The 23,392-nt window shown below is 74.5% G+C and carries 16 protein-coding genes and 1 pseudogene; 6 read left to right on the top strand and 11 right to left on the bottom strand.

Going from position 1 to position 23,392, the window contains the following annotated elements:
* Window positions 1–25: 25 nt before the first annotated feature.
* Window positions 26–1,519 (bottom strand): GH1 family beta-glucosidase, encoded by a 1,494-nt coding sequence (locus SM452_RS24245; protein ID WP_355514823.1) that lies wholly within the window; start codon window positions 1,517–1,519, stop codon window positions 26–28.
* 855 nt (window positions 1,520–2,374) lie between these two features.
* On the opposite strand from SM452_RS24245, the gene SM452_RS24240 reads away from it, so the two are divergent.
* Window positions 2,375–5,272, top strand: coding sequence for a glycoside hydrolase family 48 protein (locus SM452_RS24240; RefSeq protein ID WP_355514825.1), 2,898 nt, complete (start codon window positions 2,375–2,377; stop codon window positions 5,270–5,272).
* A 288-nt stretch (window positions 5,273–5,560) separates the two neighbouring features.
* On the opposite strand, the gene SM452_RS24235 is transcribed toward SM452_RS24240, so the two are convergent.
* Window positions 5,561–6,250, bottom strand: a complete 690-nt coding sequence (locus SM452_RS24235) for a DUF3159 domain-containing protein (RefSeq protein ID WP_402809100.1) — start codon at window positions 6,248–6,250, stop codon at window positions 5,561–5,563.
* Between the two features lie 93 nt (window positions 6,251–6,343).
* Between SM452_RS24235 and SM452_RS24230 the strand changes: the two genes are divergently transcribed.
* Together SM452_RS24230 and SM452_RS24225 are read left to right on the top strand one after the other, a co-directional pair.
* Window positions 6,344–7,225 carry a phosphatase PAP2 family protein gene (locus SM452_RS24230; RefSeq protein WP_355513739.1) on the top strand — a complete coding sequence of 294 codons (882 nt, stop codon included), beginning with the start codon at window positions 6,344–6,346 and terminating at the stop codon, window positions 7,223–7,225.
* 5 nt (window positions 7,226–7,230) lie between these two features.
* Window positions 7,231–7,902 carry a maleylpyruvate isomerase N-terminal domain-containing protein gene (locus SM452_RS24225; RefSeq protein WP_262016233.1) on the top strand — a complete coding sequence of 224 codons (672 nt, stop codon included), beginning with the start codon at window positions 7,231–7,233 and terminating at the stop codon, window positions 7,900–7,902.
* 7 nt (window positions 7,903–7,909) lie between these two features.
* Here SM452_RS24225 and SM452_RS24220 read toward each other — a convergent pair whose 3' ends face one another.
* Complete coding sequence (locus SM452_RS24220; protein WP_357210028.1) at window positions 7,910–8,749, bottom strand: DUF1028 domain-containing protein; 840 nt, start codon at window positions 8,747–8,749, stop codon at window positions 7,910–7,912.
* 46 nt (window positions 8,750–8,795) lie between these two features.
* Window positions 8,796–9,050: a hypothetical protein gene (locus tag SM452_RS24215; protein WP_262016231.1), complete on the bottom strand. Its 255-nt coding sequence runs from the start codon at window positions 9,048–9,050 to the stop codon at window positions 8,796–8,798.
* A gap of 67 nt (window positions 9,051–9,117) precedes the next feature.
* Between SM452_RS24215 and SM452_RS24210 the strand changes: the two genes are divergently transcribed.
* Together SM452_RS24210 and SM452_RS24205 are read left to right on the top strand one after the other, a co-directional pair.
* Complete coding sequence (locus tag SM452_RS24210; RefSeq protein ID WP_463840780.1) at window positions 9,118–10,092, top strand: LLM class F420-dependent oxidoreductase; 975 nt, start codon at window positions 9,118–9,120, stop codon at window positions 10,090–10,092.
* A gap of 1 nt (window position 10,093) precedes the next feature.
* Window positions 10,094–10,900: an SDR family oxidoreductase gene (locus tag SM452_RS24205; protein WP_114920898.1), complete on the top strand. Its 807-nt coding sequence runs from the start codon at window positions 10,094–10,096 to the stop codon at window positions 10,898–10,900.
* 15 nt (window positions 10,901–10,915) lie between these two features.
* Here SM452_RS24205 and SM452_RS24200 read toward each other — a convergent pair whose 3' ends face one another.
* The 6 genes from SM452_RS24200 to SM452_RS24175 form a co-directional block, all read right to left on the bottom strand.
* Window positions 10,916–12,190, bottom strand: coding sequence for an MFS transporter (locus tag SM452_RS24200; protein ID WP_358174588.1), 1,275 nt, complete (start codon window positions 12,188–12,190; stop codon window positions 10,916–10,918).
* A 91-nt stretch (window positions 12,191–12,281) separates the two neighbouring features.
* On the bottom strand, window positions 12,282–14,591 hold the full coding sequence (locus SM452_RS24195; protein ID WP_435819581.1) for a transglutaminase TgpA family protein: 2,310 nt from the start codon (window positions 14,589–14,591) through the stop codon (window positions 12,282–12,284).
* On the bottom strand, window positions 14,567–15,721 hold the full coding sequence (locus tag SM452_RS24190) for a DUF58 domain-containing protein (RefSeq protein WP_463840773.1): 1,155 nt from the start codon (window positions 15,719–15,721) through the stop codon (window positions 14,567–14,569). Before SM452_RS24190 ends, SM452_RS24195 begins: the two co-directional genes overlap by 25 nt.
* 2 nt (window positions 15,722–15,723) lie before the next feature.
* Window positions 15,724–16,719 (bottom strand): AAA family ATPase, encoded by a 996-nt coding sequence (locus SM452_RS24185; protein WP_018787909.1) that lies wholly within the window; start codon window positions 16,717–16,719, stop codon window positions 15,724–15,726.
* 24 nt (window positions 16,720–16,743) lie between these two features.
* On the bottom strand, window positions 16,744–19,311 hold the full coding sequence (locus SM452_RS24180) for a fibronectin type III domain-containing protein (RefSeq protein ID WP_357210047.1): 2,568 nt from the start codon (window positions 19,309–19,311) through the stop codon (window positions 16,744–16,746).
* A 206-nt stretch (window positions 19,312–19,517) separates the two neighbouring features.
* Window positions 19,518–20,288, bottom strand: coding sequence for a fibronectin type III domain-containing protein (locus SM452_RS24175; protein ID WP_357210045.1), 771 nt, complete (start codon window positions 20,286–20,288; stop codon window positions 19,518–19,520).
* Window positions 20,289–20,670: 382 nt separating this feature from the next.
* Between SM452_RS24175 and SM452_RS24170 the strand changes: the two genes are divergently transcribed.
* Entirely contained in the window at window positions 20,671–22,065 is a 1,395-nt protein-coding gene (locus tag SM452_RS24170; RefSeq protein WP_463840772.1) for a hypothetical protein, read from the top strand.
* A gap of 968 nt (window positions 22,066–23,033) precedes the next feature.
* On the opposite strand, the pseudogene SM452_RS24165 reads toward SM452_RS24170, so the two are convergent.
* A pseudogene (locus tag SM452_RS24165) lies at window positions 23,034–23,207 on the bottom strand (hypothetical protein); the annotation flags it as partial.
* Window positions 23,208–23,392: the final 185 nt, after the last annotated feature.

Raw genomic sequence — 23,392 nt, 5'->3', positions numbered from 1 at the left:
ACGCCGCCGGCCGGACGCACGCCGGTCACAGGCCGTTGCGGCGGATCACGTCGCGGTACCAGTGGGCGCTGCGCTTGAGCACCCGCCGCTGGCTCGCGTAGTCCACGTAGACCAGGCCCCAGCGCTGCTCGTACCCCTCGGCCCACTCGAAGTTGTCCAGCAGCGACCAGACGTGGTAGCTCTCCAGCGGCACCCCGTCGCCGACGGCCCGGTGGGCGGCGGCGAAGTGGTCGCGCAGGAAGGCGACCCGCCCGGCGTCGTCGACGGTGCCGTCCGGGCCGGGCACGTCGGGGCAGGGCAGGCCGTTCTCGGTGATGGTGATCGGCACCCGGCCGTAGTCGCGGGTGACCCGGGTCAGGATGTCGTACATGCCCTCCGGGTAGATCTGCTGCCACTCCGCCTCGGAGGTGGGCCACTTGCGGACCGTGTCGCGGGTGCCGGTGACGTAGAGCGGCGTGTAGTACTGCACGGCGAGCAGGTCGACCGGGCTGGAGATGATCTTCAGGTCGCCGTCGCGGACGCCGCGGACCATCCGGCTGTCCGGGCCGAGGTCGTCCAGGACGTCCTGCGGGTACGCCCCCTTGAAGATCGAGTCGAGGTAGAGGCGGTTCTCGTAGCCGTCGTGGAGCCGGGTCGCGGCGGCCGACTCGGCGGAGTCGTCGGCCGGGTAGCAGGGGTGCAGGTTGAGCGCCGGGCCGATCCGGCCGGTGAGACCGGAGGCACGCAGCGCCTGCACGGCGAGGCCGTGGGCGAGCTGGAGGTGGTGGGCGACGAGGTACGCCGCGTCCTCGTCGCGGATGCCCGGCGCGTGGTGGCCCCAGATGTAGCCGTTCTGCACCACCGTCTTCGGCTCGTTGACGGTCAGCCAGACCGGCACCCGGTCGCCGAGGGCGCGGAACACCACGTCGGCGTACTCGGCGAAGCGCTCGGCGGTGTCCCGGTTCTCCCAGCCGCCGGTGTCCTGCAGCGCCTGGGGGAGATCCCAGTGGAACAGCGTGGCCATCGGCGCGATGTCGCGCTCGTGCAGCCCGTCCACCAGCCGGCGGTAGAAGTCGAGGCCGCGCTGGTTGGGGCGGCCGGAGCCGTCGGCCTGGATGCGTGGCCAGGAGATGGAGAACCGGTAGCTGCGCAGTCCCAGATCGCGCATCAGGTCCAGATCCTGCGCGTACCGGTGGTAGTGGTCGGCCGCGACGTCGCCGGTGTCGCCGTTGCGGATCCGGCCCGGCGTGTGGCTGAAGGTGTCCCAGACGGACTCACCCCGCCCGTCCTCCTTGGCGGCCCCCTCGATCTGGTACGCCGAGGTCGCCGCGCCCCAGGCGAAGCCGTCGGGGAAGCGCAGCCCGCGGTCCGGCTCCGGGTCGGTGGTGCGCTCGGGCGGGCTGTCGCAGCCGCCGAGCGCGACTGTCGACGCGGCGATCCCGGCCGCGGTGGCGCCGGCGAGCCCGGTCCGGGCCGCGCCGGCCGCGGTCGCGGACAGAGCGGCGCGGCGGAGCAGGCGCCGTCGGGTGAGTAACGACATGAGGTTTCTCCTCGGAGTGACGGGCCGCCCTGGGCCGGGAGCGCTCCCATGATAGCCAGGGAGCGGCCGGCCCCGATCCGGCGGTCGCGGCGAGGTGCGGCGCGGCCGGCGGGCGGCCGGAAAGTGGGTGGGCGGGGGCGTCGCTCGGGAACGTCGCTCGCGGCGGCGTGAGCGGCGAGGGGTGGGGTGGATAGCGAGAAAGGCCGTCCGGGTGGCGTGTCACGCCTGTCCCGTCGGCCTCTTTTGCCGTCGACAACGGGGGTTTAGTGTGGGGACGGGGGAGGGCAACCCCCGTCCCCACCGATGGTGCACACACGCACGAAGTGGAATTGGCGTCCGTCGTGCGCGTCGCGCGGGAGCCGGGCCACGCGAGTGGCTCTGGTTCCACCTCCCTCCGTCTGGCGGGTGACGGCCGGCGGCGGCGTCCGGGCTGGTCCGCCGTCGGCCTCTGGGCCGACGCGCCGGGCACGGGTGCACCCGGCGATCCAGTACTTGTATCACCGTCGATGGAAGCGCTCCCATCGGCGATGCTGCGACTGTAACGCCCGTCACGGGTTTGGAAAAGCCCCTAAACGAGATCGAAACATGGAAGCGCGTATCTGCGCTGGCCGTTGTGGTGGGAGCGCTTCCATGTCACACTCTCGTCACGCCACGCGGAGCCAGTGAACGCGAGCGCGGGCCGCCGAGGGCACCCGGTGAACAACCGGTGCGGCGCCCCGATCCCCGGCACGGCCGGGACGACCACCTTTCCGGACGCCTCCGTCCCCCCGCGTACGCCCCGGCGACGCGTGGAGGCGCCCCGCCGGGGCCCACGGTCCCGGCCCGGTCCGAGGAGACACCGCCCACATGAGACTTCTGGCCAGACGTCGCCGTACGGCGATGGTCGCCGCCACCGCCCTCGTCATAGGCGGGGTGGCCCTGCCCGCGGGCGCCGCCCAGGCCGCGCCCGCCTGCGACGTGACCTATGCGACGAGCGACTGGAACAACGGGTTCACCGCTACCGTCACCATCAAGAACCTGGGCGACGCGCTGAACAACTGGTCGCTGAAGTTCGCCTTCCCGAACAGCAGCCAGCGCGTGACCCAGGGCTGGTCGGCCAAGTGGAGCCAGTCCGGCAGCGAGGTCACCGCGACGAACGAGTCGTGGAACGGCAGCCTGCCCACCGGCGCGTCCACCAGCATCGGCTTCAACGGCAGCTACAGCGGCAGCAACCCGAAGCCCACCGCGTTCACGCTCAACGGGGTCGCGTGCAACGGCGCGCAGACCAACCAGCCGCCGACGGTCTCCCTGAGCGTGCCGTCCGGCCCGTTCGAGGCGCCGGCGGACGTCCCGCTGACCGCGACCGCGAGCGACAGCGACGGCACCATCAGCAAGGTCGAGTTCTACCGCAACGGCCTGCTGGTAAACACCGACACCACCGCGCCGTACGGCTACGACCTGCTCGACCTGCCGGCGGGCAGCTACACGGTGCAGGCCAAGGCGTACGACAACGCGGGCGGCAGCGCCGTCTCGGAGAAGTCGTTCACCGTCACCGCGGCGAGCGGGCCGAAGCTGGTCGCCAGCCCGTCGGCGGTCACCGTGGCCGAGGGCGGCAGCGCCACGGTCCGGTACACGCTCAGCGCGGCGCCCACGGCCAACGTGCCGGTGACCCTCGCCGTCACCGGTGACAGCGACATCACGGTCTCGCCGTCCACACTGACGCTCACGTCGAGCAACTGGAGCACCGGCGTCACCGCCACCGTCTCCGCCGCGGAGGACTCCGACACGGTCGGCGGCACCGCGACGATCACCGCGTCGGCCACCGGCTACGCCCCGATCTCCGTCGTCGCCACCGAGGCGGACAACGACACCCCGGGCGGCGACAACGCCTACATCAAGAAGTTCCTCGACCAGTACGGCAAGATCAAGAACTCGGGTTACTTCAGCCCCGAGGGCGTGCCGTACCACTCGATCGAGACGCTGATCGTCGAGGCGCCCGACCACGGGCACGAGACCACCTCGGAGGCGTTCAGCTTCTGGCTCTGGCTGGAGGCGCAGTACGGCCGGGTCACCCAGAACTGGGCCCCGTTCAACAACGCCTGGACGGTCATGGAGAAGTACATCATCCCGTCGCACGCCGACCAGGCCACCGCCGGCTCGCCCGGCACCCCGCAGTACGCCGCCGAGCACAACCTGCCCAGCCAGTACCCGTCGGCGCTGGAGGCCAACGTCCCGGTCGGCCAGGACCCGCTGCGCTCGGAACTGCAGTCCACCTACGGCACCGGTGACATCTACGGCATGCACTGGCTGCTCGACGTGGACAACACCTACGGCTTCGGCCGCTGCGGCGACGGCACCACCCGGCCCGCGTACATCAACACCTTCCAGCGGGGCACCCAGGAGTCGGTGTGGGAGACCGTGCCGCAGCCGTCCTGCGACACGTTCAAGCACGGCGGCCCGAACGGCTACCTGGACCTGTTCGTCAAGGAGTCCAGCGCCCCGGCCAAGCAGTGGAAGTACACGAACGCCCCGGACGCCGACGCGCGTGCCGTCCAGGCCGCCTACTGGGCGCTGACCTGGGCCAAGGCACAGGGCAAGCAGGCCGACGTGGCGGCCACCGTGGCGAAGGCCGCCAAGATGGGCGACTACCTGCGCTACGCGCTGTTCGACAAGTACTTCAAGAAGATCGGCAACTGCGTCGGGGCGTCCACCTGCCCGGCCGGCAGCGGCCGTGACTCGGCGCACTACCTGCTCTCCTGGTACTACGCCTGGGGTGGCGCGTACGACGCCTCGCAGAACTGGTCGTGGCGGATCGGCTCCAGCCACAGCCACTTCGGCTACCAGAACCCGTTCGCGGCCTGGGCCATGACCAACGTCGCGGAGCTGAAGCCGAAGTCGCCGACCGCGGTCTCCGACTGGCAGAAGAGCCTCGACCGGCAGCTGGAGTTCTACACCTGGCTCCAGTCCGCCGAGGGCGGCATCGCCGGTGGCGCCACCAACAGCTGGGACGGCAGCTACGCCCAGCCGCCGGCCGGCACCGCCACCTTCTACGGCATGTACTACGACGTCGACCCGGTCTACAACGACCCGCCGTCGAACCAGTGGTTCGGCATGCAGGCCTGGTCGATGCAGCGCATCGCCGAGCTGTACCTGGAGACCGGCAACGCGAAGGCCAAGGCGCTGCTGGACAAGTGGGTGCCGTGGGCCATCGCGAACACCACGGTCGGCACCAACTGGTCGATCCCGTCGGACATGAAGTGGACCGGCCAGCCGGCGAACTGGAACCCGAGCAGCCCGCAGCCGAACACCAACCTGCACGTCGAGGTGACGGTCAAGGGTCAGGACGTCGGCGTCGCCGGCGCCTACGCCCGCACGCTCATCGCGTACGCGGCCAAGTCCGGCAACACCGCGGCGAAGGACACCGCCAAGGGCCTGCTGGACGCGCTCTCGGCGTCCGCCGACAGCAAGGGCGTCTCGACGCCGGAGAAGCGCGGCGACTACAAGCGCTTCGACGACGTCTACAACGCCGCCGACGGCCAGGGTCTCTACGTCCCCAACGGCTGGACCGGGAAGATGCCCAACGGCGACGCGATCGCCCCGGGCAAGAGCTTCCTGGACATCCGCTCGTTCTACAAGAACGACCCGGACTGGCCGAAGGTGCAGGCGTACCTGGACGGCGGTCCCGAGCCGGTCTTCAACTACCACCGGTTCTGGGCGCAGGCGGACATCGCCATGGCGTACGCCGACTACGGCACCTACTTCCCGCAAGGGTGAGGTGACCCCTCCTCCGCGGGCGGGTGCGAACCCGCCCGCGGAGGAGGCCGACCCGGCCGATGGGGGAACGGAGCGGCCGGGTCGGCGAACGGCCTGACGCCCACGGTCAGGCCGGGTGGGCCGGCCGTCCGGCCGACGCAGCGGACCGGCCGGCCCACCACTCCGCCCGGCGACGACCCATGGCGCGAAAAGGCACGGAAAAATCAGCGGTCCACGGGATCACATCCGGGCCGTGGACGGAGTAACGTATTTGACGGAGAGGCCGCTCCCCCCGTGGCGGCCTCTCCATTATTCTGTGCGCGCCGCCACACCGTCGGTGCCCGCCGGGTCCACCGGGTGCCGCAGCCCCGGATGCCAGGCCGGCAGCGAGCGCCGGATCACCACCCAACTGCCCGCAAGCGCCGACGCGATCAGCGGCCAGGTCAGCGCCGCCCGCGCCACTGTGAGCGCGACCACGTGCCCGTACAGCCACAGCGGCACGAACACCGCGACCCGCAGCACGTAGGTGGCCGCCCACACCCAGCTGGCCCGGCCGTACGCCCGCAGCAGCGCCGGGTCGCGCCGCCACCGGGTCCGCTGGCCCAGCGCCGTGCCGACCACCACACCCAGCAGCGGCCACCGCACCACGATGCTCACCGCCCAGGCCAGCGCGCTCGCCGTGTTGGCGGCGATCTGGAGCAGGAAGAAGTCGGCGGCCCGGCCGGTGCGCAACGCGATGAGCGCTGCCACGCAGACCGCGAGCAGACCGACCAGCACCGAGCGGGGACGGTCGCCGCGCCGCCACCGCCAGCCGGCCACCGCCGTGCCGGTCAGCACCGCCGCGAGCACGCCGCCGCCGAGACCGCCGAGCACCCAGCCGAGCCCGAACGCCAGTGGCGGAAGGGTCGCGTCCACCGCCCCGCGCCGGCCGCCGAGCAGGTCGGCCAGCGACTCCGGCCGCGGCCCGTCGTCCGGTTGCCGCTGTGGCGTGCCGGTCACGCGCCACCTCCTCGAAATCGCCCGCCTCACCGTACGCCGCCGCCGCTGGCGCTCCGCCGCGCGCCGGAGCGTGCCTACCGTTAAGTTGTCCGGGTGCGGGAGACGGCGAGGGGTTGGACGGCGGTCTGGTTGGTCGTACTGGCCCTGATCCAGACAGCCGCGTTCGGGCTGGTGTGGCGCTTCGCCGTGCACACCGAACTGGGCCAGTGGCTGGACACGGTGGCGCTCACCGGTAACCGGATCGGCCAGGACCGCATAGACGGTCCGGTGAACACACTCCTCAACGCCATGTCGGTGGTGTCGCTGCTGGCCGCGACCGCGGTGATCGGCTTCATCGCGCTGATCCGGGGGCGCAAGGCGCTCGCCGTCACCGCGACGCTGCTCATCGCCGGCGCGAACGTGACCACGCAGTTGCTCAAGTACTACCTGGTCCGGCCCGACTTCGGCATCGACCCGGAACGGGCCGCCGCCGGCAACAGCCTGCCCAGCGGGCACACCGCCGTGGCGGCCTCGGTGGCGATCGCGCTGATCCTGGTGCTGCCGCGCAAGCTGCGGGTCGCCGGGGCGTTCCTCGGCGCCGGGTACGCCGCCGCCGCCGGCGTCGCCACGCTCTCCGCCGGCTGGCACCGGCCCAGCGACGCGGTCGCCGCGTACCTGGTGGTCGGTGCCTGGGCCGCCGCCGCCGGACTGGTGCTGCTGTTCTTCCAGCGGGAGCAGGCCGTGGTGGAGCCGGGCGACGCGCACCGAATGGCGGGCGCCGTGCTCGGCGGCATCGGCGTGGTGGCCCTGCTGGCCTCCGCGGTGGCGCTGTCCTGGCTCGTCGACCGTTCCACCATCCCCGTCGAGGCGCTCGGCCGCCGTCCGCTGTTCATCGGGTACGCGGGCAGCGCGGCCGGCATCGCCGGCACGATCGCGGTGGTGGCGGCGCTGGTGCTGGTCGTGGTGCACCGGCTGGTGCCCCGCTGGAAGGGCTGACGCCGGTGCAGCCCGTACGGGCGGCGTTCCGGGCCGAGTGCGAGCGCCTGGAACGGGTGCTGCGTGACCTGGACGACGCGGCGCTGGACCGGCCCACCCCGTGCCCGCCCTGGCGGGTACGCGACCTGGTCGCGCACGTGAGCACCGGAGCCGGTCGCCTGGCCCTGATGCTCGCCGAACCCGCGCCGCCCCGCGCCGAGGTCGACGCGGCCGCCTACTTCGGCGCGGCCAAGTTCAGCCCGCCGGTCGACCGGGACCGCATCGACTCGGCCCGCCGGGCGGCGCGGGAGCACCCGGGCGCGGCCGAGGTGGCCGACGAGTTCGCCCGGGCCTGGCGCGCCACCGACGAGGCGGTCGCCGCCGCGCCGCCCGGCCGGGTGGTACGCACCCGCCACGGTGACGCGATGGCGCTGCCGGAGTTCCTCCGTACCCGCGTGGTGGAGGTCGCGGTGCACGGCCTGGACCTGGCCGACGCGCTGGACCGGGCGCCGTGGCTGACCCCGGCCGCGGCGGACGTGGTGGTCGGCGTGCTCACCGGCGGCGTGCCGGTGCCGGCCGGACTGGGCTGGGACGCGCTCACCGTGCTGCGCAAGGCCACCGGGCGGCTGCCGCTGACCGGCGATGAGCACGCCGAGCTGGCGCGCGCCGGCATCGGCCGGCTCGCGTTCGGCGGCTGACCACGGCTCAGCGCCCGGCACACCGCCGCAGGTGCTCCAGCACGATCGGGTCGATCCGGCCGGGTACGAAGCGTTCCTCCAGGTTCTCCAGGCCGGTCCAGGCCGCCAGCGCGTCGTCCAGGCCGGCCGGGCCGACGGGGTGGCCGGTGGCGGCGAGCAGCTCGGCCACCTCGGCGGCGAGCGGGCCGGCGAGATCCCGCAGCGTGGCCGGGTCGGGGCGGCCGAACAGCATGTGGTGGATGCCGAGCAGGCGGCGCAGCTCGGCGACCGGGTCGGCGTGGTCGTCCACCCGCAGGTCCACCAGCTCGTCGCCGGTGCCGGCGTAGCCCCCGTGGCGCTGCACCACCAGCATCGCGGCGCTCTGCCGGCCGCGCCGGTCGCCGCCGGCCGCGTCACCGGCGGTGAGCGCGGCCAGCAGGCGCTGCGGGAACGGCAGGTCGTCGCGGGCCAGCCAGGCGTCGCGCAGCGCGTCGATCACCTGCGGGCCGGTCAGGATGTTGCCCTGCGCGGCCCAGCCGTCGCCGGCCTGCCCGCCCGCCCAGGGGTGGCAGCGCGGCCCGGTCCAGGTGGCCCCGTCGCCGGTCGTACCGACCACCGCGAGCTGCCTGTCGTCGCGGCCGGGATCGGCGGCGACCAGCCCGGCCACCACGTCGGTGGCGGTGACGCCGGTACGCAGCAGCGCGAGCGCCTGCGCCCGGTAGGCGAGGTTCGCGTGCGCCTGGGTGGCGACCGCGCCCACCAGCGCCTCGGCCGCCGGCACCAGCGCCCCGGCGGCGAGGAACCGGCTGGCCACCGCCACCCCGTAGAGGCGCCCGTCGGCGGAGCGGGCGACGAGCGAGAAGGTCACGCGCGGATCGTAGCCCGGCCGCGGCGTCCGGCACCGGCGTCGCCGCTCAGAACGGCGTCGCCGCCTCCTCGGGCGGGCGGCCCCAGGCGCGGCGCGCGTCGGCCACCGCCACCACCGTCAGGACCACAGCGGCCAGGATCGCTGCGACCAGCGGCGCGAGGCGCACCAGCAGCGGTACGGGCAGCAGCAGCGCGGCGATCCCCACCAGCCTCGACGGGGAGACGCGGCCGAACACCTCGTACTCGAAGCGGGCCCGGCAGTCGTAACACTCTTTCCCGACGCCCCGGTGCGGATCACCCATATCCGCCTGGATCTTGCTCCGGGCGGTGCCGGACGGGCACCATCGACGGGTGACGAACCGATGGGGCATGACCGTGCCACTGGGCGGTATCCCGCTCGCCGACCACGCCGCGGTCTACGCGGCCCTCGACGACGCCGGGTTCACCGACGTGTGGTCGTCGGAGGTGGCCGGCGCCGACGCGTTCACCCCGCTGGCCCTGGCCGCCGCCTGGTCGCCGCGGCTGCGGCTGGGCACCGCGATCACGCCGGTGTTCACCAGAGGGCCGGGACTGCTCGCGATGAGCGCCGCCGCGCTGGCCGAGGCCGCGCCGGGCCGGTTCGCCCTCGGCGTCGGCGCCTCGTCGCCGGTGCTGGTGCGGGACTGGAACGCGATCGGGTTCGACGAGCCGTTCAAGCGGACCCGGGACGTGCTGCGGTTCCTGCGGGCCGCGTTGCGCGGCGAGACCGTCGACGGCGCGTTCGACACGTTCGCGGTACGACGCTTCACCCTGGAGCGCCCGCCCAGCGTGCCGCCGCCGGTCCTGCTGGCCGCGCTGCGCCCCGGCATGCTGCGTCTGGCCGCAGCCGAGGCCGACGGGGTGATCCTCAACTGGCTGGCCGCCGACGACGTGCCGACCGCGTTGGCCGAGGTGGGCGAGCGCCGGCCCGGCTTCGACGTGGCCGCCCGCATCTTCGTCTGCCCCACCGAGGACACCGCCTACGCCCGCGCGCTGGGCCGCCGCATGATCACCGGCTACCTGACCGTGCCCGCGTACGCCGCCTTCCACAGGTGGCTGGGCCGCGAGGACTCGCTCGGCCCGATGTGGGAGGCCTGGGCCGCGGGGGACCGGCGGGGCGCCTCCGCCGCCGTACCGGACGAGGTGGTCGACGCGCTGGTGCTGCACGGCTCGCCCGAGCAGTGCGTGGCATCCGTCCGCCGGTACGCCGACAACGGCGTCGACGTGCCGGTCATCGCGGTGCTGCCCACGCCGGAGATCACCGAGGGCGGCGCGGCGGCCTGGATGGACCTGCTGCCCCGGCTCGGCCCCGGAAAGGTGGCCTGAGATGAACCTGACCGACCGGGTGGTGGTGATCACCGGCGGGGCCGGTGGGATCGGCGCGGCGCTGGGCCGCCGGTTCGCCGCCGAGGGCGCCGCCGCGATCGTTCTGGCCGACCTGGCCGCCGACGCGGCCCGCGCGGCGGCCGACGCGATCGGCCCGGTCGCGAGCGGCGTCGGGCTGGACGTCACCGACGAAGCGGCGGTGCACGCGCTGGTCGAGGAGACCGAGCGCCGTCACGGCCGGATCGACCTGTTCTGCGCCAACGCCGGCGTGGCCACCGGCGGTGGCATCGACGCGCCCGACGCCGACTGGGACCGGGCCTGGAAGGTGAACGTGCTCGGGCACCTGCACAGCGCCCGCGCCGTGCTGCCCGGGATGCTCAGCCGGGGCCAGGGACACCTGCTGCTCACCTGCTCGGCGGCCGGACTGCTGACCGCCGTCGGCGACGCCCCGTACACCGCCACCAAGCACGCCGCCGTGGGTCTCGCCGAGTGGCTGGCGATCACCTACCGGGACGCCGGCATCCGGGTCAGCGCGCTGTGCCCGCAGGGCGTGGACACCCCGATGCTCGCCGACGGCCTCGCCGAGGGGCACCTGGGCGCCCGGGTGATCGCCGCGTCCGGGACGATCCTCACCCCGGACCAGGTCGCCGACGCGGTCGTCGCCGGGCTGGCCGAGGAGCGGTTCCTGATCCTGCCGCACCCCGAGGTCGCCGACTACGCCCGCCGCCGCGCCGAGGACCCGGACGGCTGGCAGGCCGGGCTGCGCAAGCTCGTCCGGAAGCTGCGGGCGAACTCCCCTCAGTCATGACGGATCGACGGCGATTCAGCCGTCGCCACCGGTTCCGGCTGTCGCCGGCGGAGTTGCCGTCGCCACCGGCTCCGCCGCCGGCGGTCCGGACCGGGTGGGTAGCAGGAGGGCGGCGACTGCTGCGCCGGCCGCCAGTACGCCGATCACGAGCCAGACCGTGGTGATGAGGGGCAACTGCTGCCCGGCGATGCTGCCCGCCGAGGCACCCACGACGGTCGCGGCCATCTCGGCGGCGGAGAAGGCGGATCCGACCCGGCCGAGCTGGCGGTCCGGGGTGTGGCGCTGGACCTGAACCTGGACCAGCATCAGCAACGCGCCACCGGGCAGGCCGGCCAAGGCGATGAAGACCAGCGCGGCGGCGAAGTGGTGGATGAGGAAGAGCCCCGCGAAGCAGAGGGTGATCGCCGCCAGGCAGCCGGTGAACGACAGCCGGAGGAGACCGCTTCGGGACAGCACGTTACCGACGTACGCGCTGGCCAGGAAGCCGCCGCCCAGCGCGGCCATGAGCACGCCGACATCGCCGGCGTCGCCGCCGAGGACGCTGATGACGTACGGCACGAGAAGCACGTTCAGAGCGGCGTTCGCCATCAGGAAGATGCTGGAGACGCCGAGCGTCGTGCGGAGGACGGGATGCCCGAAGAGGAAGGCAAGACCCTCCCGGATCTGCCCCCGGAAAGCGGCCAGCCAGGACGACGTGCCCGGCCGGTGTCCGTCGTCGGCCACCCGCAGCCGGCCCATTCCGAAGATCAGTACGGCCGAGACCAGGTACGTCGCGGAGTCGATCAGCACCAGAGCGTCGAAACCCACGAGGGCGTAGAGCGCGCCGCCCAGGGGCGCGCCGGCGAGGCGGACGACGCCGCTCGCCACCGTGTTCCAGGAGTTTGCCGCCTCCAGGTCACCGCCCCGGCCGACGATGGCGGGCACCACCGCCCGGGCCGCGGGCTGGAAGACGTGCCCGATCGCGCTCTCGAAGAACATCACCGTGTAGAGCAGCCACAGCATGCCCGGATCGTCGACCACGACCAGCGCGAGCACGACGGCCATGCGCAGCAGGTCCGCGCCGACCATCACCGCCCGCCGGTCCCACTGGTCGGCCAGCACCCCGGCCAGGGGCGCGAAGACGATCGCGGGCAGGGTCTGCGCGACGAAGGCGAAACCGCTGCTGAGCGTCGACCCGGTCATCGTGTAGACGTGGACCGGTACCGCGACGATCATCAGCCAATTGCCCAGGTTGGACAAGAGCGTACTGGTCCAGAGCAGACGAAAACGCCGGTTCCTGATCCAGATCACCGCTCACCCTACTTCCGTAAGCCGGCCGCCGGTGCCCCACTCAGGACGGCTCGTAGAGGTACCGGCCCGGCGATCCGGTTACGGCTGTTGATCAGCGTCGCCACCGGAGCGGCCCCGGATGGACCGCCCACAGCACCTGTCGCCACCGCGACCGGGCCGAACGCAGCGCGTCGGCGAAGCCGGCGCTCAGCCGTGCGGCCCGCTCCGCCTGTTCCGGCGTGACGCTGCCCGGCGCGAAGCCCGCCTGGTTGAGCAGACCGGCCAGCTCGTCCACCACCGCGCCATCCGGGTCGCCGCTCGCCGCGCCCTCTCCGGGCCGCGCCGCGCGCGCCTCGGCGAGCGTCCGGCGGGCCCGCTCGGCGACCTCGGCCGCCGCCAGGTCCGGCCCGACCGGGTGCCCGGCCAGCCGCAGCGCGTCGGTCAGCTCCCGCCACGCACCGGCGACCCGCTCGCCCGGGTCACCGGCGTCCAACCGGGAGCGGGTCAGCCGGCGGCGCATCGCCACGAGCACCGCCAGCACCGCCCCGACCACCAGCAGCAGGCCACCGGCACCGCCGCCGACCAGCACCGGCGTGCCGAGCCCACGCTCGCTCCGGCCGGGCGCGGGCGCGGCGGCCGAGGGAGTGGCGCTCGGCTCCTCGGTGGGCGCCGGCACCTCCGACGGCGGCGGATCCTCCGGCTGCGGCCGGAAGTCCTCCTCCACCGGGCGGGGCTCGGAGTCCGGACGCGGCATCGGGTCGAACGGCACCCAGCCGACGCCGTCGAACAGCACCTCCGGCCAGGCGTACGCGTCGGCGGCCCGCACCGGACCGTCGCCCTTGGGCTCGAACCCGACCACCACCCGGGTCGGCAGGCCGGCGAGGCGGCCGAGCACCGCGAACGCGGCGGCGAACTGCTCCGACGTGCCCCGCTGCCCGCCGCCGTTACGCGGTCCGAACAGGAAGAACGCCAGGTTCGGGTACGCGTGCCCGCTGGGCGCGTCGGCTGTCACCCGGTAGTGCTCGGCCAGGAACGCGGCGATCGCGTCGGCACGCGCGTACGGGGCGCCGTTCGACTCGGCGAGCTGGGTGGCGAGCCGTCGCACCGGCTCCGGCGCGCCGTCGGCCACCCGCAGCACCCGGGCCACCTCGTCACCGGCGGGCACGTTCGCCGTGGGCAGCAGGTTCGCGTCCGGGCGCTCCCGCACCGACGACACCTCGTACCGCAGGCCCGGCGCGAGCCCTTCCGGCCGGATCAGCGTCCCGGTCGCCGGGTCGTACGCCACCCGCGCGCCGGTCACCTCGCGCGGCGTGGGCACCGCCGGCAGCAGCCGCCCGGTCAGGTCGCCGACCGTGATCTCCTGGCGTACCTCGTCGGTGGCCGCGTTCGGGGCCGGCTCGGCGGCGGGCAGGATCCGCCCCGCGTTGCGGTACGTGGCGCCGACCCGCCAGGTCACCCCGTCGTAGTCGCTGAGCACCGCCAGCCGGATCCGCGGCGACCCGTCCCCGGCCGCGCCCCCGCTCGTACGCACGTCGAGCAGCCGCTGGTCCGGGTTGAGCGCCCACCCGGAGATCCGGATCAGCGGGTTCTCGTCCAGCGACTCCACCCGGGGCGGCTCCACGTAGCGGCGCGGGTCGACCGGCCGCTCGTCGACCTGGGCGGCCACCACCGGGGCGAGCAGCGCCGCCAGCGCCACCACCACTGCGAGCCCGGCCGCGCTCGCCGCCACCAGACGCAGCCGTACCGCCGCGCGTACCGCAGGACTGAGGCCGGCGACCGGATCGGGCGCCGGGCCGTCGCGGCGCCCGGGCGTCGCCAGGCCGGCCGCCGCGACGGCCGCGAACAGCACCGTCGGGCCGATCGCCGGATCCGCGTTCGGCCCCACCACGTAGAGCGCGCCCGCGTAGAGCAGCGCCGGCGGCAGGTAGCCCAGCAGCACCCGCCCGGCCCGCAGCGCCACCTCGGCGGCGGTCAGCCCGGCCAGCCACGCCGCGACCACCGGGACCAGCACCGTGTCCGGGGCCGGTTCGACCGGGATCATCGCGGTGAGCAGCCGGGGGATCGCGTTGCGGGCCGCGTCGGCGGCCACCTCGCCGAGCCCGCCGGGCAGCGCCGCGTGCGCGGCGGCCAGCCGCAGCGACAGCAGCGTCCACCCGGCCAGCGCGGCCACCGACAGCGGCGCGACCAGCCAGGACGGCAGCCGCCGGGCGGCCACGCTGACCAGCACCGAGCCGACCGCCGCGCCGGCCATGAGCCGGGTCAGCAGCGGGTCCGCGTACACCCGGCCCAGCACCACGCCGGAGAGCGCGACCAGCACGATCAGCGCGGCCGGGACCGGCACGGCCCGCAGCGCCCGGGCCACGCGCCCGTCCGCTGGCGGTTCGACCTGCGGCGGCGTCACCACCGGCGGACCCCGTCCCACTCGGCGGCGAACGCCGCGCCGTCGGCCGCGTCCAGCACCGTGAGGCCCGCCGCGCCCGCCGGTGTCGGCCCGTCCGCGCCGAACATCCCGACCACCACCGACGGGTACGCGCCACGCAGCGCGCCCACGTGCCCCAGGTCGTCGCGGCCACCCGGCCCGGTCAGGAAGACGAGCGTGTCGCCGAGCCGGTCGCGGCGCAGCCTGCCCGTCGCGGCGGGCAGCACGTCCGGCCCGGCGTCCGCCAGCTCCACAGCGGCGAGCCGGTCCAGCGGCCCGGCCGCGCCCGCGGGCTCCACCTCGGCCGGTACGACGAGCAGCAGGTGCACCGGCAGGTCCTCCCGCACCGCGGCGGCCACCACCGACGCTGCCGCCTCGCACGCCGACTCGAACGACTCCGCGACACCACCGGCCCGGTCCGGGTGCGCGGACGCGCGGTTGTCCAGCACCACCACCAGGCGCGGCAGGCTGGTGTCCACGTTCTCCCGCACCATCAGCTCACCCACCCGGGCGCTGGTGCGCCAGTGCACGCGGCGCAACTCGTCGCCCACCACGTACTCCCGCAACGAGTCGAACGTGATCGACCCGTGCGGCACGCTGTCGGTGCGCCCGTCCAGGCTGCGCCCGGCCCCGGTGGGCACCGCGGAGAGCGGGTGAATGCGCGGATGCACCCACACCGGCACCGTGCCGCCGTAGCCGCGCGCCAGCGCCACCAGCCCCAGCGGATCCCGGCGCACCACCCGCAGCGGCCCCACCGGCACCACCCCACGCCGGTGCGTCGGCACGTCGTAGCGCACCACAGTGTCCCGGCCCGGGCGCAACCGCAGCAGCGGAACCGGCACGAGCGCGCCGGCGCAGCGGTCCTCGGCCACCAGGTTCGCCGCCCGCAGCCGGCCGGTGTTGCGCACCGTCAGCTCCATCGCCGCCGGCTCACCCCGGGCCACCCGGTCCGGGTCGGCCCGCCGCTGAACGCTCAGCCGGGGCCGCCAGGCCGCGTTCACCACGGCGTAGCCGACCGCCACCGCGGCCGCCGCGCCGAGCACCGTCAGTTCCGGGTACGCGTAGCGGAACCCCACGCCGAGCAGCACCAGGGCGGCGACGAGCAGCCCGATGCCACGGGCGGTGATCCCCACGCTCAGCCGTGCACCGCTGTGGCCTGGCCCGACGGCAGCGGCACCGGCACCGACGCGACCGCCTGACGCAGCACCTCGGCGGGCGTGACACCGCGCACCTGCGCATCAGGGGTGAGCAGCAGCCGGTGCGCGAAGACCGGCTCGACGAGCGCCTTCAGGTCCTCCGGCATGATCCAGCCCCGGCCGTCGATCAGCGCGTACGCGCACGCCGCCCGGGTCAGCGCGATCACCCCGCGCGGGCTCACCCCGACCCGCACCTGCGGATGGGTACGCGTCGCCGCGGCGAGCCGCACCGCGTACGCGTAGAGCGGCTCGGCGATGTGCACCCGCCGGGCCATCTTCACCATCTCGCCCACGGTGGCGGTGTCGGTGACCGCGGTCAGCGAGTCGGGGGAGCGGACCGTCGCGCCGCGCAGCACCTCCACCTCCACCGCCTCGTCCGGGTAGCCGACCGACAGCTTCACCAGGAACCGGTCGAGCTGGGCCTCGGGCAGCCGGTACGTGCCGTCCATCTCCACCGGGTTCTGCGTGGCCACCACCAGGAACGGCTGCGGCACCGGATGCCGTACGCCGTCCACCGTGACCGTCCGCTCCTCCATCACCTCCAACAGCGCCGACTGGGTCTTCGGCGACGCCCGGTTGATCTCGTCGGCGATCACGATGTTGGCGAACACCGGCCCCGGGTGGAACTCGAAGCCCCGGCTGGCCTGGTTGAAGATGGTCACCCCCGACACGTCGGAGGGGAGCAGGTCCGGCGTGAACTGGATGCGCCGCCACTGCCCCTTCACAGTCGCCGCGATCGCCCGCGCCAGCGTGGTCTTGCCGACGCCCGGTACGTCCTCCAGCAGCACGTGCCCCTGCGCGAACAAGGCGGTCAGCGCCAGCCGCACCACCTGCGGCTTACCCAGCACGACCGCGTTGACGTTGTCGGCCAGCCGGGCGGCCAGGGCGGCGAAGCCCTGCACCTCCGGCTGGCTCAGCGGTTCGTGCGTGTTCACGGATGCGCCTCTCGGACGGTGCGGTCAGCAGCCAGGCAGGACGCCGAGGTCGTCGCCGCCCTCCAGGTTGAGCCAGGCCCACGGGATGTACGTCTTGCCCTTGTAGTCCACCTGGACCCACCAGGTGCTCTGCTTGTTGTTGTTGTAGATCCAGGCGTTGACGTCCTCGCCCTTCACCTTGCAGTACGTGCGCAGCCGGTGGCCGTCCGGCACCCAGCCCGCCTGCCGGTTGTTGTCCTGCCGCGGCACCTCGAAGATCTCGTTGCCGTTGCGCTCGCCGGGGATCTCCCGGTCGCAATACGTCCGCTGGTCGCCGTCGGGGCCGTTCTTGCAGGTGGCGACGCCGTACACCGGGTCGGTGGTCTGCGCGCGCGAAGCGGTCCCCTTACCGGCGGCGTTGCTCGCGGTCAGCGTCACCGTGTACGCGGTACCCGGCGTCAGCCCGGTCACCCGCAGGCTGGAACAGCTGCCGCTCGCCGTCTTCCCGCCGGTCGCCGCCGTGCAGGAGGCGCGCCCACCGCCCGCGTCCACAGTGAACGTGACGGTCACCGACGTGGCGTCCGCCGACGAGCCGGTCACCGTGATCCGGGGCTCGGCCACCGTTCGCGCGGTGGTGCTCGCCTCCGGTCCCGGCCCGGCCTCGTTCACGGCCTTGACCTTCACCGTCACGTTCTGCCCGTTGCCCAGGCCGCCCACGGTGGCCTGCACGTCGGTCACCTCGACCGACTTTCCGGCCGCCTCCACCACGTACTTCGTCACCGGCCGGCCGTTGTCCCCCGCTGGGGACCACTGCACCGCGATCGTGCCCGGCTGGTCGGCGACTGTGGACGCGCGCAGCTCGGTCGGCGCCTTCGGCACGGTGAACGGCACCACCGTGTTGCTCACCGGCGACGCCTTCGACCCGGCACCCTTCTCGCTCACCGCGGTCACCGTGAACGCGTACTGGGTGCCGTACTCCAGCTGCCCGGCCGGCACCATCAGCTCCGTCTTCGCCGACTCACCGGCCGGGGCGCTCGCACCCGCCGAGGTCGCCGTCACCGCGTACCTCGCGATCGTGTTGCCCTGGCCGTCGGCCTCGGGCCAGCTCACCCGCACGGTGCCGTCCGGCCGCGCCTCGGCGGTCACCGACGCCGGCGGGTCCGGCACCTCGGCGGTCGGCACCACCGGGTTGCTGCGCCGCGCCGGCCCCTCACCCTTGGCGTTCACCGCGTGCACCGAGAACGTGTACGTCTCACCGTTGGTCAGACCGGTGATCTCCAGCGCACGCTGGTTCGCGCCGACCTGATGGGTCTGACCGGCGCCCTCCACCACGTACCGGGTGATCTCGGCGCCGTTGGACGCGGCGGCCTGCCAGCTCACCCGCGCCGACGCGTCACCCGCGGCGGCCGTGACCGACTTCGGCGCACCCGGCTTGGACACCTTCGGCTTCTTCGGCGGGGGCGGCGGCGGGGCCACCGGCGGCGGGTCACCGCCCAGCACGTCGTTGGCGTACTTGTCGACCTCACGCACCTGGTTGCGGTCGTCGACCACCTGCGCGGTGGACGAGTCCGGCGGGTTGATGAACAGGTGGTTCTCGCGCACCTCCAGCTCGACCGGGCCGGGCCGGCCGGAACCCTTGACGGTCTGCACGAGCTGCCCCTCGGCGTCGAAGGCGTACACCGTGCCGGTGGTCTCGTCGGCGCAGTAGAACCGGCCCGCCCACGCCACCGCCGGGCTCAACCGGACACCGGCGCCGGGCACCGTGAACCGCTTCACCTCGCGGCTGTCCCGCACCACGTGCACCGACCGGTCACCGGGGACCGTGACCGGCACCTGCGGCCCGCTGGTCCGCGTCGGCAGGTTCCCCGGCGCGCTCATGCTCAGCTCCGCCCGCTGCGTCTGCCCGCCGACCACAGTCACCAGCGACGCCGAGGTCCGGTCCAGCACCGCGACACCCTCGTCCAGCGTGGACACCACCAGCTCGTGCGCCGGCTCGGCCACGTCGTACGTCTCGACCCGCTTCGGGCTCAGCCCCGCGGACGGCGCGTCACCCGGCGTCTCCGGCAGCTCGGCGGCGGTCACCGCCGAGACGGTGCCCTCGCTCGGCACCGCGACCCACAGCTTGCCGGCGCCGTCGAACGTGCCACCGGTGATGCCCGGCGGGTAGCGCACCGGCTCGCCCACCGGCGTCAGCGCCCGCGGGTCCAGCTGCCGGACGATGCCCTGCACCGCGTCCACCACGAACGCCGCGTCCTCGTGCAGCGCCACGCTCACCCCGAACCCCGGCGCGGTCGGCGTCGTCGCGGTGATCTGCAACGTCGCCAGGTCCAGCGAGCTGACCTGCCCGGTGTTGAGGTCACGCAGGATCAGCAGCCGGTCGGTCTGCGCCACCTGCATCTGGTGCCGCCGCCCGCCCGGCACCTCCATCCGGGTGTCCACCCGCGCGGTGACGCCGTTGACCCGGGCCAGCTCGCTGCGGGTGGTGCTCCACAACCAGGAGGACGCGTCGAAGCTCGCCACCGCGTTGTCGGCCGCGCCCAGCCCGAGCACCGTCAGGCCCATCGCGGCCAGCAGCGCGGCCACCGTGCCGATGGTGACCAGCCCGCCGCGCATCCGCGACCGTGGACGAGCCTGCTCCGGCCCGGTGCCCGTGACGTCCTCGATGGTGGTCACTGCCGGCTGCCTCCCCGTGTCGGTGGGGGAGAGACGCCGAGCACGGCCGACCCTCCCCAGAGCCGGGAGCCATCATAGGTGCCGCCCGAAGCCGGTGAAACCCGCACCGTCCTCCTGTGGACACCGAGCGTGTCGTCCGTGGACACTCAGTTCGGCGTGCCGCCGCCCTCCCGGTCCGTGCAGACCTGACCCGACGTGGCGTACGAGTCGGTCGAGTAGACAGCCAGCACCGTGAAGCAGTAGTCCAGCTTCGCGCTCAGCCCGTTCACCGTGTAGCGGGTCTGCCCGGCGTCCACGGTCGCCATCACCCCGAGCTTCTGCCCGGCCCGGCCGCCCGCCACCACGAACGGCACCCCGCCGTTCGTCGGATCGGTCCAGGTCACCGTGACGGTGGTGGTGTCGTCGCGCAGCTTCAGGTCCCCCGGCGGCGGCCCGGCCACCTTCGGCGACGCGGCGCCGGACGCGGGCACCGGGGCAGGCGGAGGCGCCGCCTCCCGGTTCAGCAACACCGCGCCGACACCGACCGCCGCCACCACCGCGAGCACCGCACCGCCGACCACAAGGGCCAGCACCGTCCGGTTGCGGCCCGGCCGCTCCGGCTCCATCGGGTACGCGTCCTGCGGCTGGACCGGCGGCGGCTGGTGGAACATCGGCGGGGTCGCCGGCCAGGCGCTCTGCTCCGGCTGGGCCGGCGGCTCCGGTCGCGTGGACTCGGGGAAGTCCAGCAGGTCCTCGTAGATCGTCATCTGCCGGTTCGGCTCCGGCGCCTCCGCGTCCGGTTCGCCTGCCGCGTCGGCGGGTGCCGGCTCGTCCACTTCCGGGTCGGGATCGTTGGGCCGGTCGACCGGCTGGGACGGGGCGGCGCTGCTCCACGGCGGCGCGACCATGCCCCACGGCGGTACGGAGGAACCGCTCACGGGCGCGGCGCTGACCGGTGCCGCGGGTGGTCCGCTGACCGGCGGTGGGTAGCCGTTTCCGGGCGGCGCACTGACCGGCGGCCCGGGAGGGCCGCTGACGGGTGGCGCGGGTGGTGCGCCGGCCAGCGACGGGTAGCCGGGCGCGGATGGCCCGCTGATCGGCGGCGGATAGGCGGGTGCGGGTCCGCTGGCCGGTGGCGGGTAGCCCACGGCCGGTGCGGCGCTGACCGGCGCGGCGGACGGGCCGCTTACTGGTGGCGGGTAACCGCTTACCGGAACCCCGCTTACAGGGAAGCCGGCCGGTCCGCTGACCGGGTGTGCGGGCGGCGCGCTGACCGGCGACGTCGAGGGTGACCCGACGGGCGGCGCGCTGACCGGCGCAGTGCTGGCGGGCGGTGCGCTGACCTGGGACGCGGCGGGCGGCGGTGGCGCGTCTGTTGCCGGGGCACCGGCGGTGGGCGCGCCCAGGGTGCTCGGCGCACCCGACGATGGCGCGCTCAGCTGCATCACGCTCGCGGCAGCGTCACCGTCACCCGTAGCCGGCGGGCTCATCAGCGGCGCACTCACCACAGGCGCCCCGGACGAGGCGGCCTGGGCCGGGCCGGCGGGCGATGCGCTGATCGGCGGTGAGTCCTCGGACCGTCCGCTGACCGGAGGGCTGCTGACCGGTCGTGCACCGGCCGGGGTCTCGCTGGCGGCGCCGGTCGCCGCGGGCCTGGCCGGGGCTCCGGGAGCCGCCGCCGCGGCGTTGCGCGCCGCCTCCTCTTCCAGCAGCGGACCGATCTGCTGCACCTGGATCGTCGGCTTGTCCCAGCCCGGTCCACCGGGAACAGGAGGTGTCGTACCCCGGCCGGAAGCGTTCGTGCCGGTGCCGGCCGTCAGCTCCGCGGCAGGCTGTGGGGGAGCGGTTGCCTCGGCCGTCGGAGTCGCCCGGGGCCCGGGCGCCGGTCGGGGCGAAACAGGTGCGGAGGGCGGCGTCGGTGCGGTGGCAGCAGCCGGCGCCGATTCGGCCACCGGCTGGGAGGCGGGCGCCGGTGGCGCCGCCGAGGCCGGAGGGGTGAGCGGTGGCGGAGCGGACGGGGACGACACCGGCGGGACAACCGGAACGACTGGTGGTGGAGGTAGGTCGCTGACTGCCGGAGCCGGCACGCGCGGCGCGGGCGGCAGGACGGTCGGAGGCGGCGGCAGGAGTCCCGCCGAAGGCGTCCGTGACGGTGGCGGGGTGATCGCGGCGGGCGGCGCCTCGGTGACCGTCGGGGCGGGCGGCGGAATGACCGGCGGGGGTGAAAGTGGAGACGTGCCGGCGGTTCCCGGCATCCGCGGCGGCGGCAGCGGGGGCATGCCGGTAGTTCCGGGCACCTGTGACTGCGGTTGCGGCGTACCGGCCGTGCCCGGCTGCGGGCGCGACAGCGGCGTACCGGCGGCGCCAGGCGTCGGCGGCACTGCAGGCGTAGGAGTGGCGCTCGGCGCCGGCGCCGACACGGGCGCGATGTGCTTGCCGGTAGGCGAGGACGTCGGGCCGGGAACGGAAGGCGCTGTCGGCTGTCCGGGCACCGACGTTCCGACCGCCGGAACCCTCGTCGGCGTTCCGACCGTCGGTGCTGTGGTCGGCGCTCCGGAAGCCGTCGCGGGTGTTCCCGGTGTCGGGCCGGACGTCGACGTACCGGCGGTGGCCGGGTGCGAAGGCGTGCCGGGGGTGAGGGGCGGCACCGGGGTCACACCGGGAGCGGCGGCCGGTCGGCCGTACGTCGCGGGCGACGCTTGGGGGACACGCTGAGCCGGGGGAACCGGGATGACGCCCTGGGCCGGAGGCACCGGGAGGACACCGGGAACCTGCGCCGCTGTTCCGGCAACCGGTGCCCTCGCCGGGGCGGTGGGTTCGACCGGCACTACCGGGAAGCGGGTCGTCGCCTCATCCGTGATGGGCGCGAACCGCGTCGTCGCCTCCTCGGTGATGGGCGCGAACCGGGTCGTCGCCTCCGAGACAGGCGGCGAGGGCGGCGCCCACCGACTCGCGGGTCCGTTCGGCCCGGCTGCGGGAGGCTGCTGCGGCGGGGCAGGCGCCACCGGGGGCGGCGGAGCGACCCGCGGGTTCGGCGCGGACTGAGCCGGCTGCGGGGCGTGGGGCGCTTGCGGTGCCGGGCCCGGGCGGGGAGCCCACTGTGAATCGGGTACCGGCGGACTCGCGGCGGGTACACCCGGGACGACGGGCCGAGGCGGTGCGGGCGGGTGCGGGGGTGTGACCGCTCGCAGCGAGACGGTGGGCTCGGACACTCCGTGACCGGGGTACCCGGAGGAGACGGGACCGGGTTGGCCGGGCCGGACCGGACCGGGGCTTGCGGGCGGGCCCTGGTTCGGATGCCGGGGCAGGGACTGATCGGGGTGCCCGGGACGGCCCGGAGTGGGGTAGCCGGGCAGGGGCGGAGCGGGGTGCGGTCCGACAGCGGCGGCGGAGCCGCCGGGGGAGGGGCCATAGCCTGCGGGAGCGGCGGCGGAGCCGCCGAGGTACTGGCGGGCTGCGCGTACCGCGGGGTGGTCCGGACCGAGCACGGCGGACCCGGCGGTCGCCACGCGGCTGTAGTTGCGGCGGGCCTCGTGCCGGTTGCCCAGTTCCTCGGACACGCCGGCGAGGTCGAAGCTGAGCGCGAGCATCAGCGGGTCGGCCTCGCCGCGGCGGCGCTCGCCGGCCGCGTAGGCCTCTTCGAGTACGCGCCGGGCGGCGGCCGGGTCGTCGGCCTCCCGGTGCAGCCGGGCCAGCAGGTGACCGGTGGCCAGGACGTCCTGGTGGTCCTCGCCGTACGCCGGGCGGGCCGCGACGATCGCGTCGGCGAGCAGGCGGCGGGCGCTTGTCAGGTCACCCGCGGCGCGCAGCGCGAGGGCCTGGTGTTGAGTGGCGATCAACGGGGAGGGGTGGGACACGTGAGCAATGCTGCCCGGAATCGCCTGTTGCGCGCTACCCACCCGATCGTTGTGGCCGTTGACCTGCGCAAACGTGCCGCGATGGAGCTGATGTGCATGATCGTTCTGGGCCGTGTAGAGTAATGCCCCGTGCGGCCCGCCAGGCCGACCGATGCGGTGAGTAGCTCACATTGGTCGACCGGGTA

The sequence above is a fragment of the Micromonospora sp. SYSU B005 genome, assembly GCF_055362685.1.
This window is presented reverse-complemented; position numbering and strand designations above follow the sequence as displayed.

Excerpts from the sequence above, each read along its gene's own strand:
- SM452_RS24210 (WP_463840780.1), top strand. The coding sequence starts at position 9,118 with ATGACCGTGCCACTGGGCGGTATCCCGCTCGCCGACCACGCCGCGGTC.
- SM452_RS24245 (WP_355514823.1), bottom strand. The coding sequence starts at position 1,519 with ATGTCGTTACTCACCCGACGGCGCCTGCTCCGCCGCGCCGCTCTGTCC.
- SM452_RS24180 (WP_357210047.1), bottom strand. The coding sequence starts at position 19,311 with ATGCGCGGCGGGCTGGTCACCATCGGCACGGTGGCCGCGCTGCTGGCC.
- SM452_RS24215 (WP_262016231.1), bottom strand. The coding sequence starts at position 9,050 with ATGGGTGATCCGCACCGGGGCGTCGGGAAAGAGTGTTACGACTGCCGG.
- SM452_RS24205 (WP_114920898.1), top strand. The coding sequence starts at position 10,094 with ATGAACCTGACCGACCGGGTGGTGGTGATCACCGGCGGGGCCGGTGGG.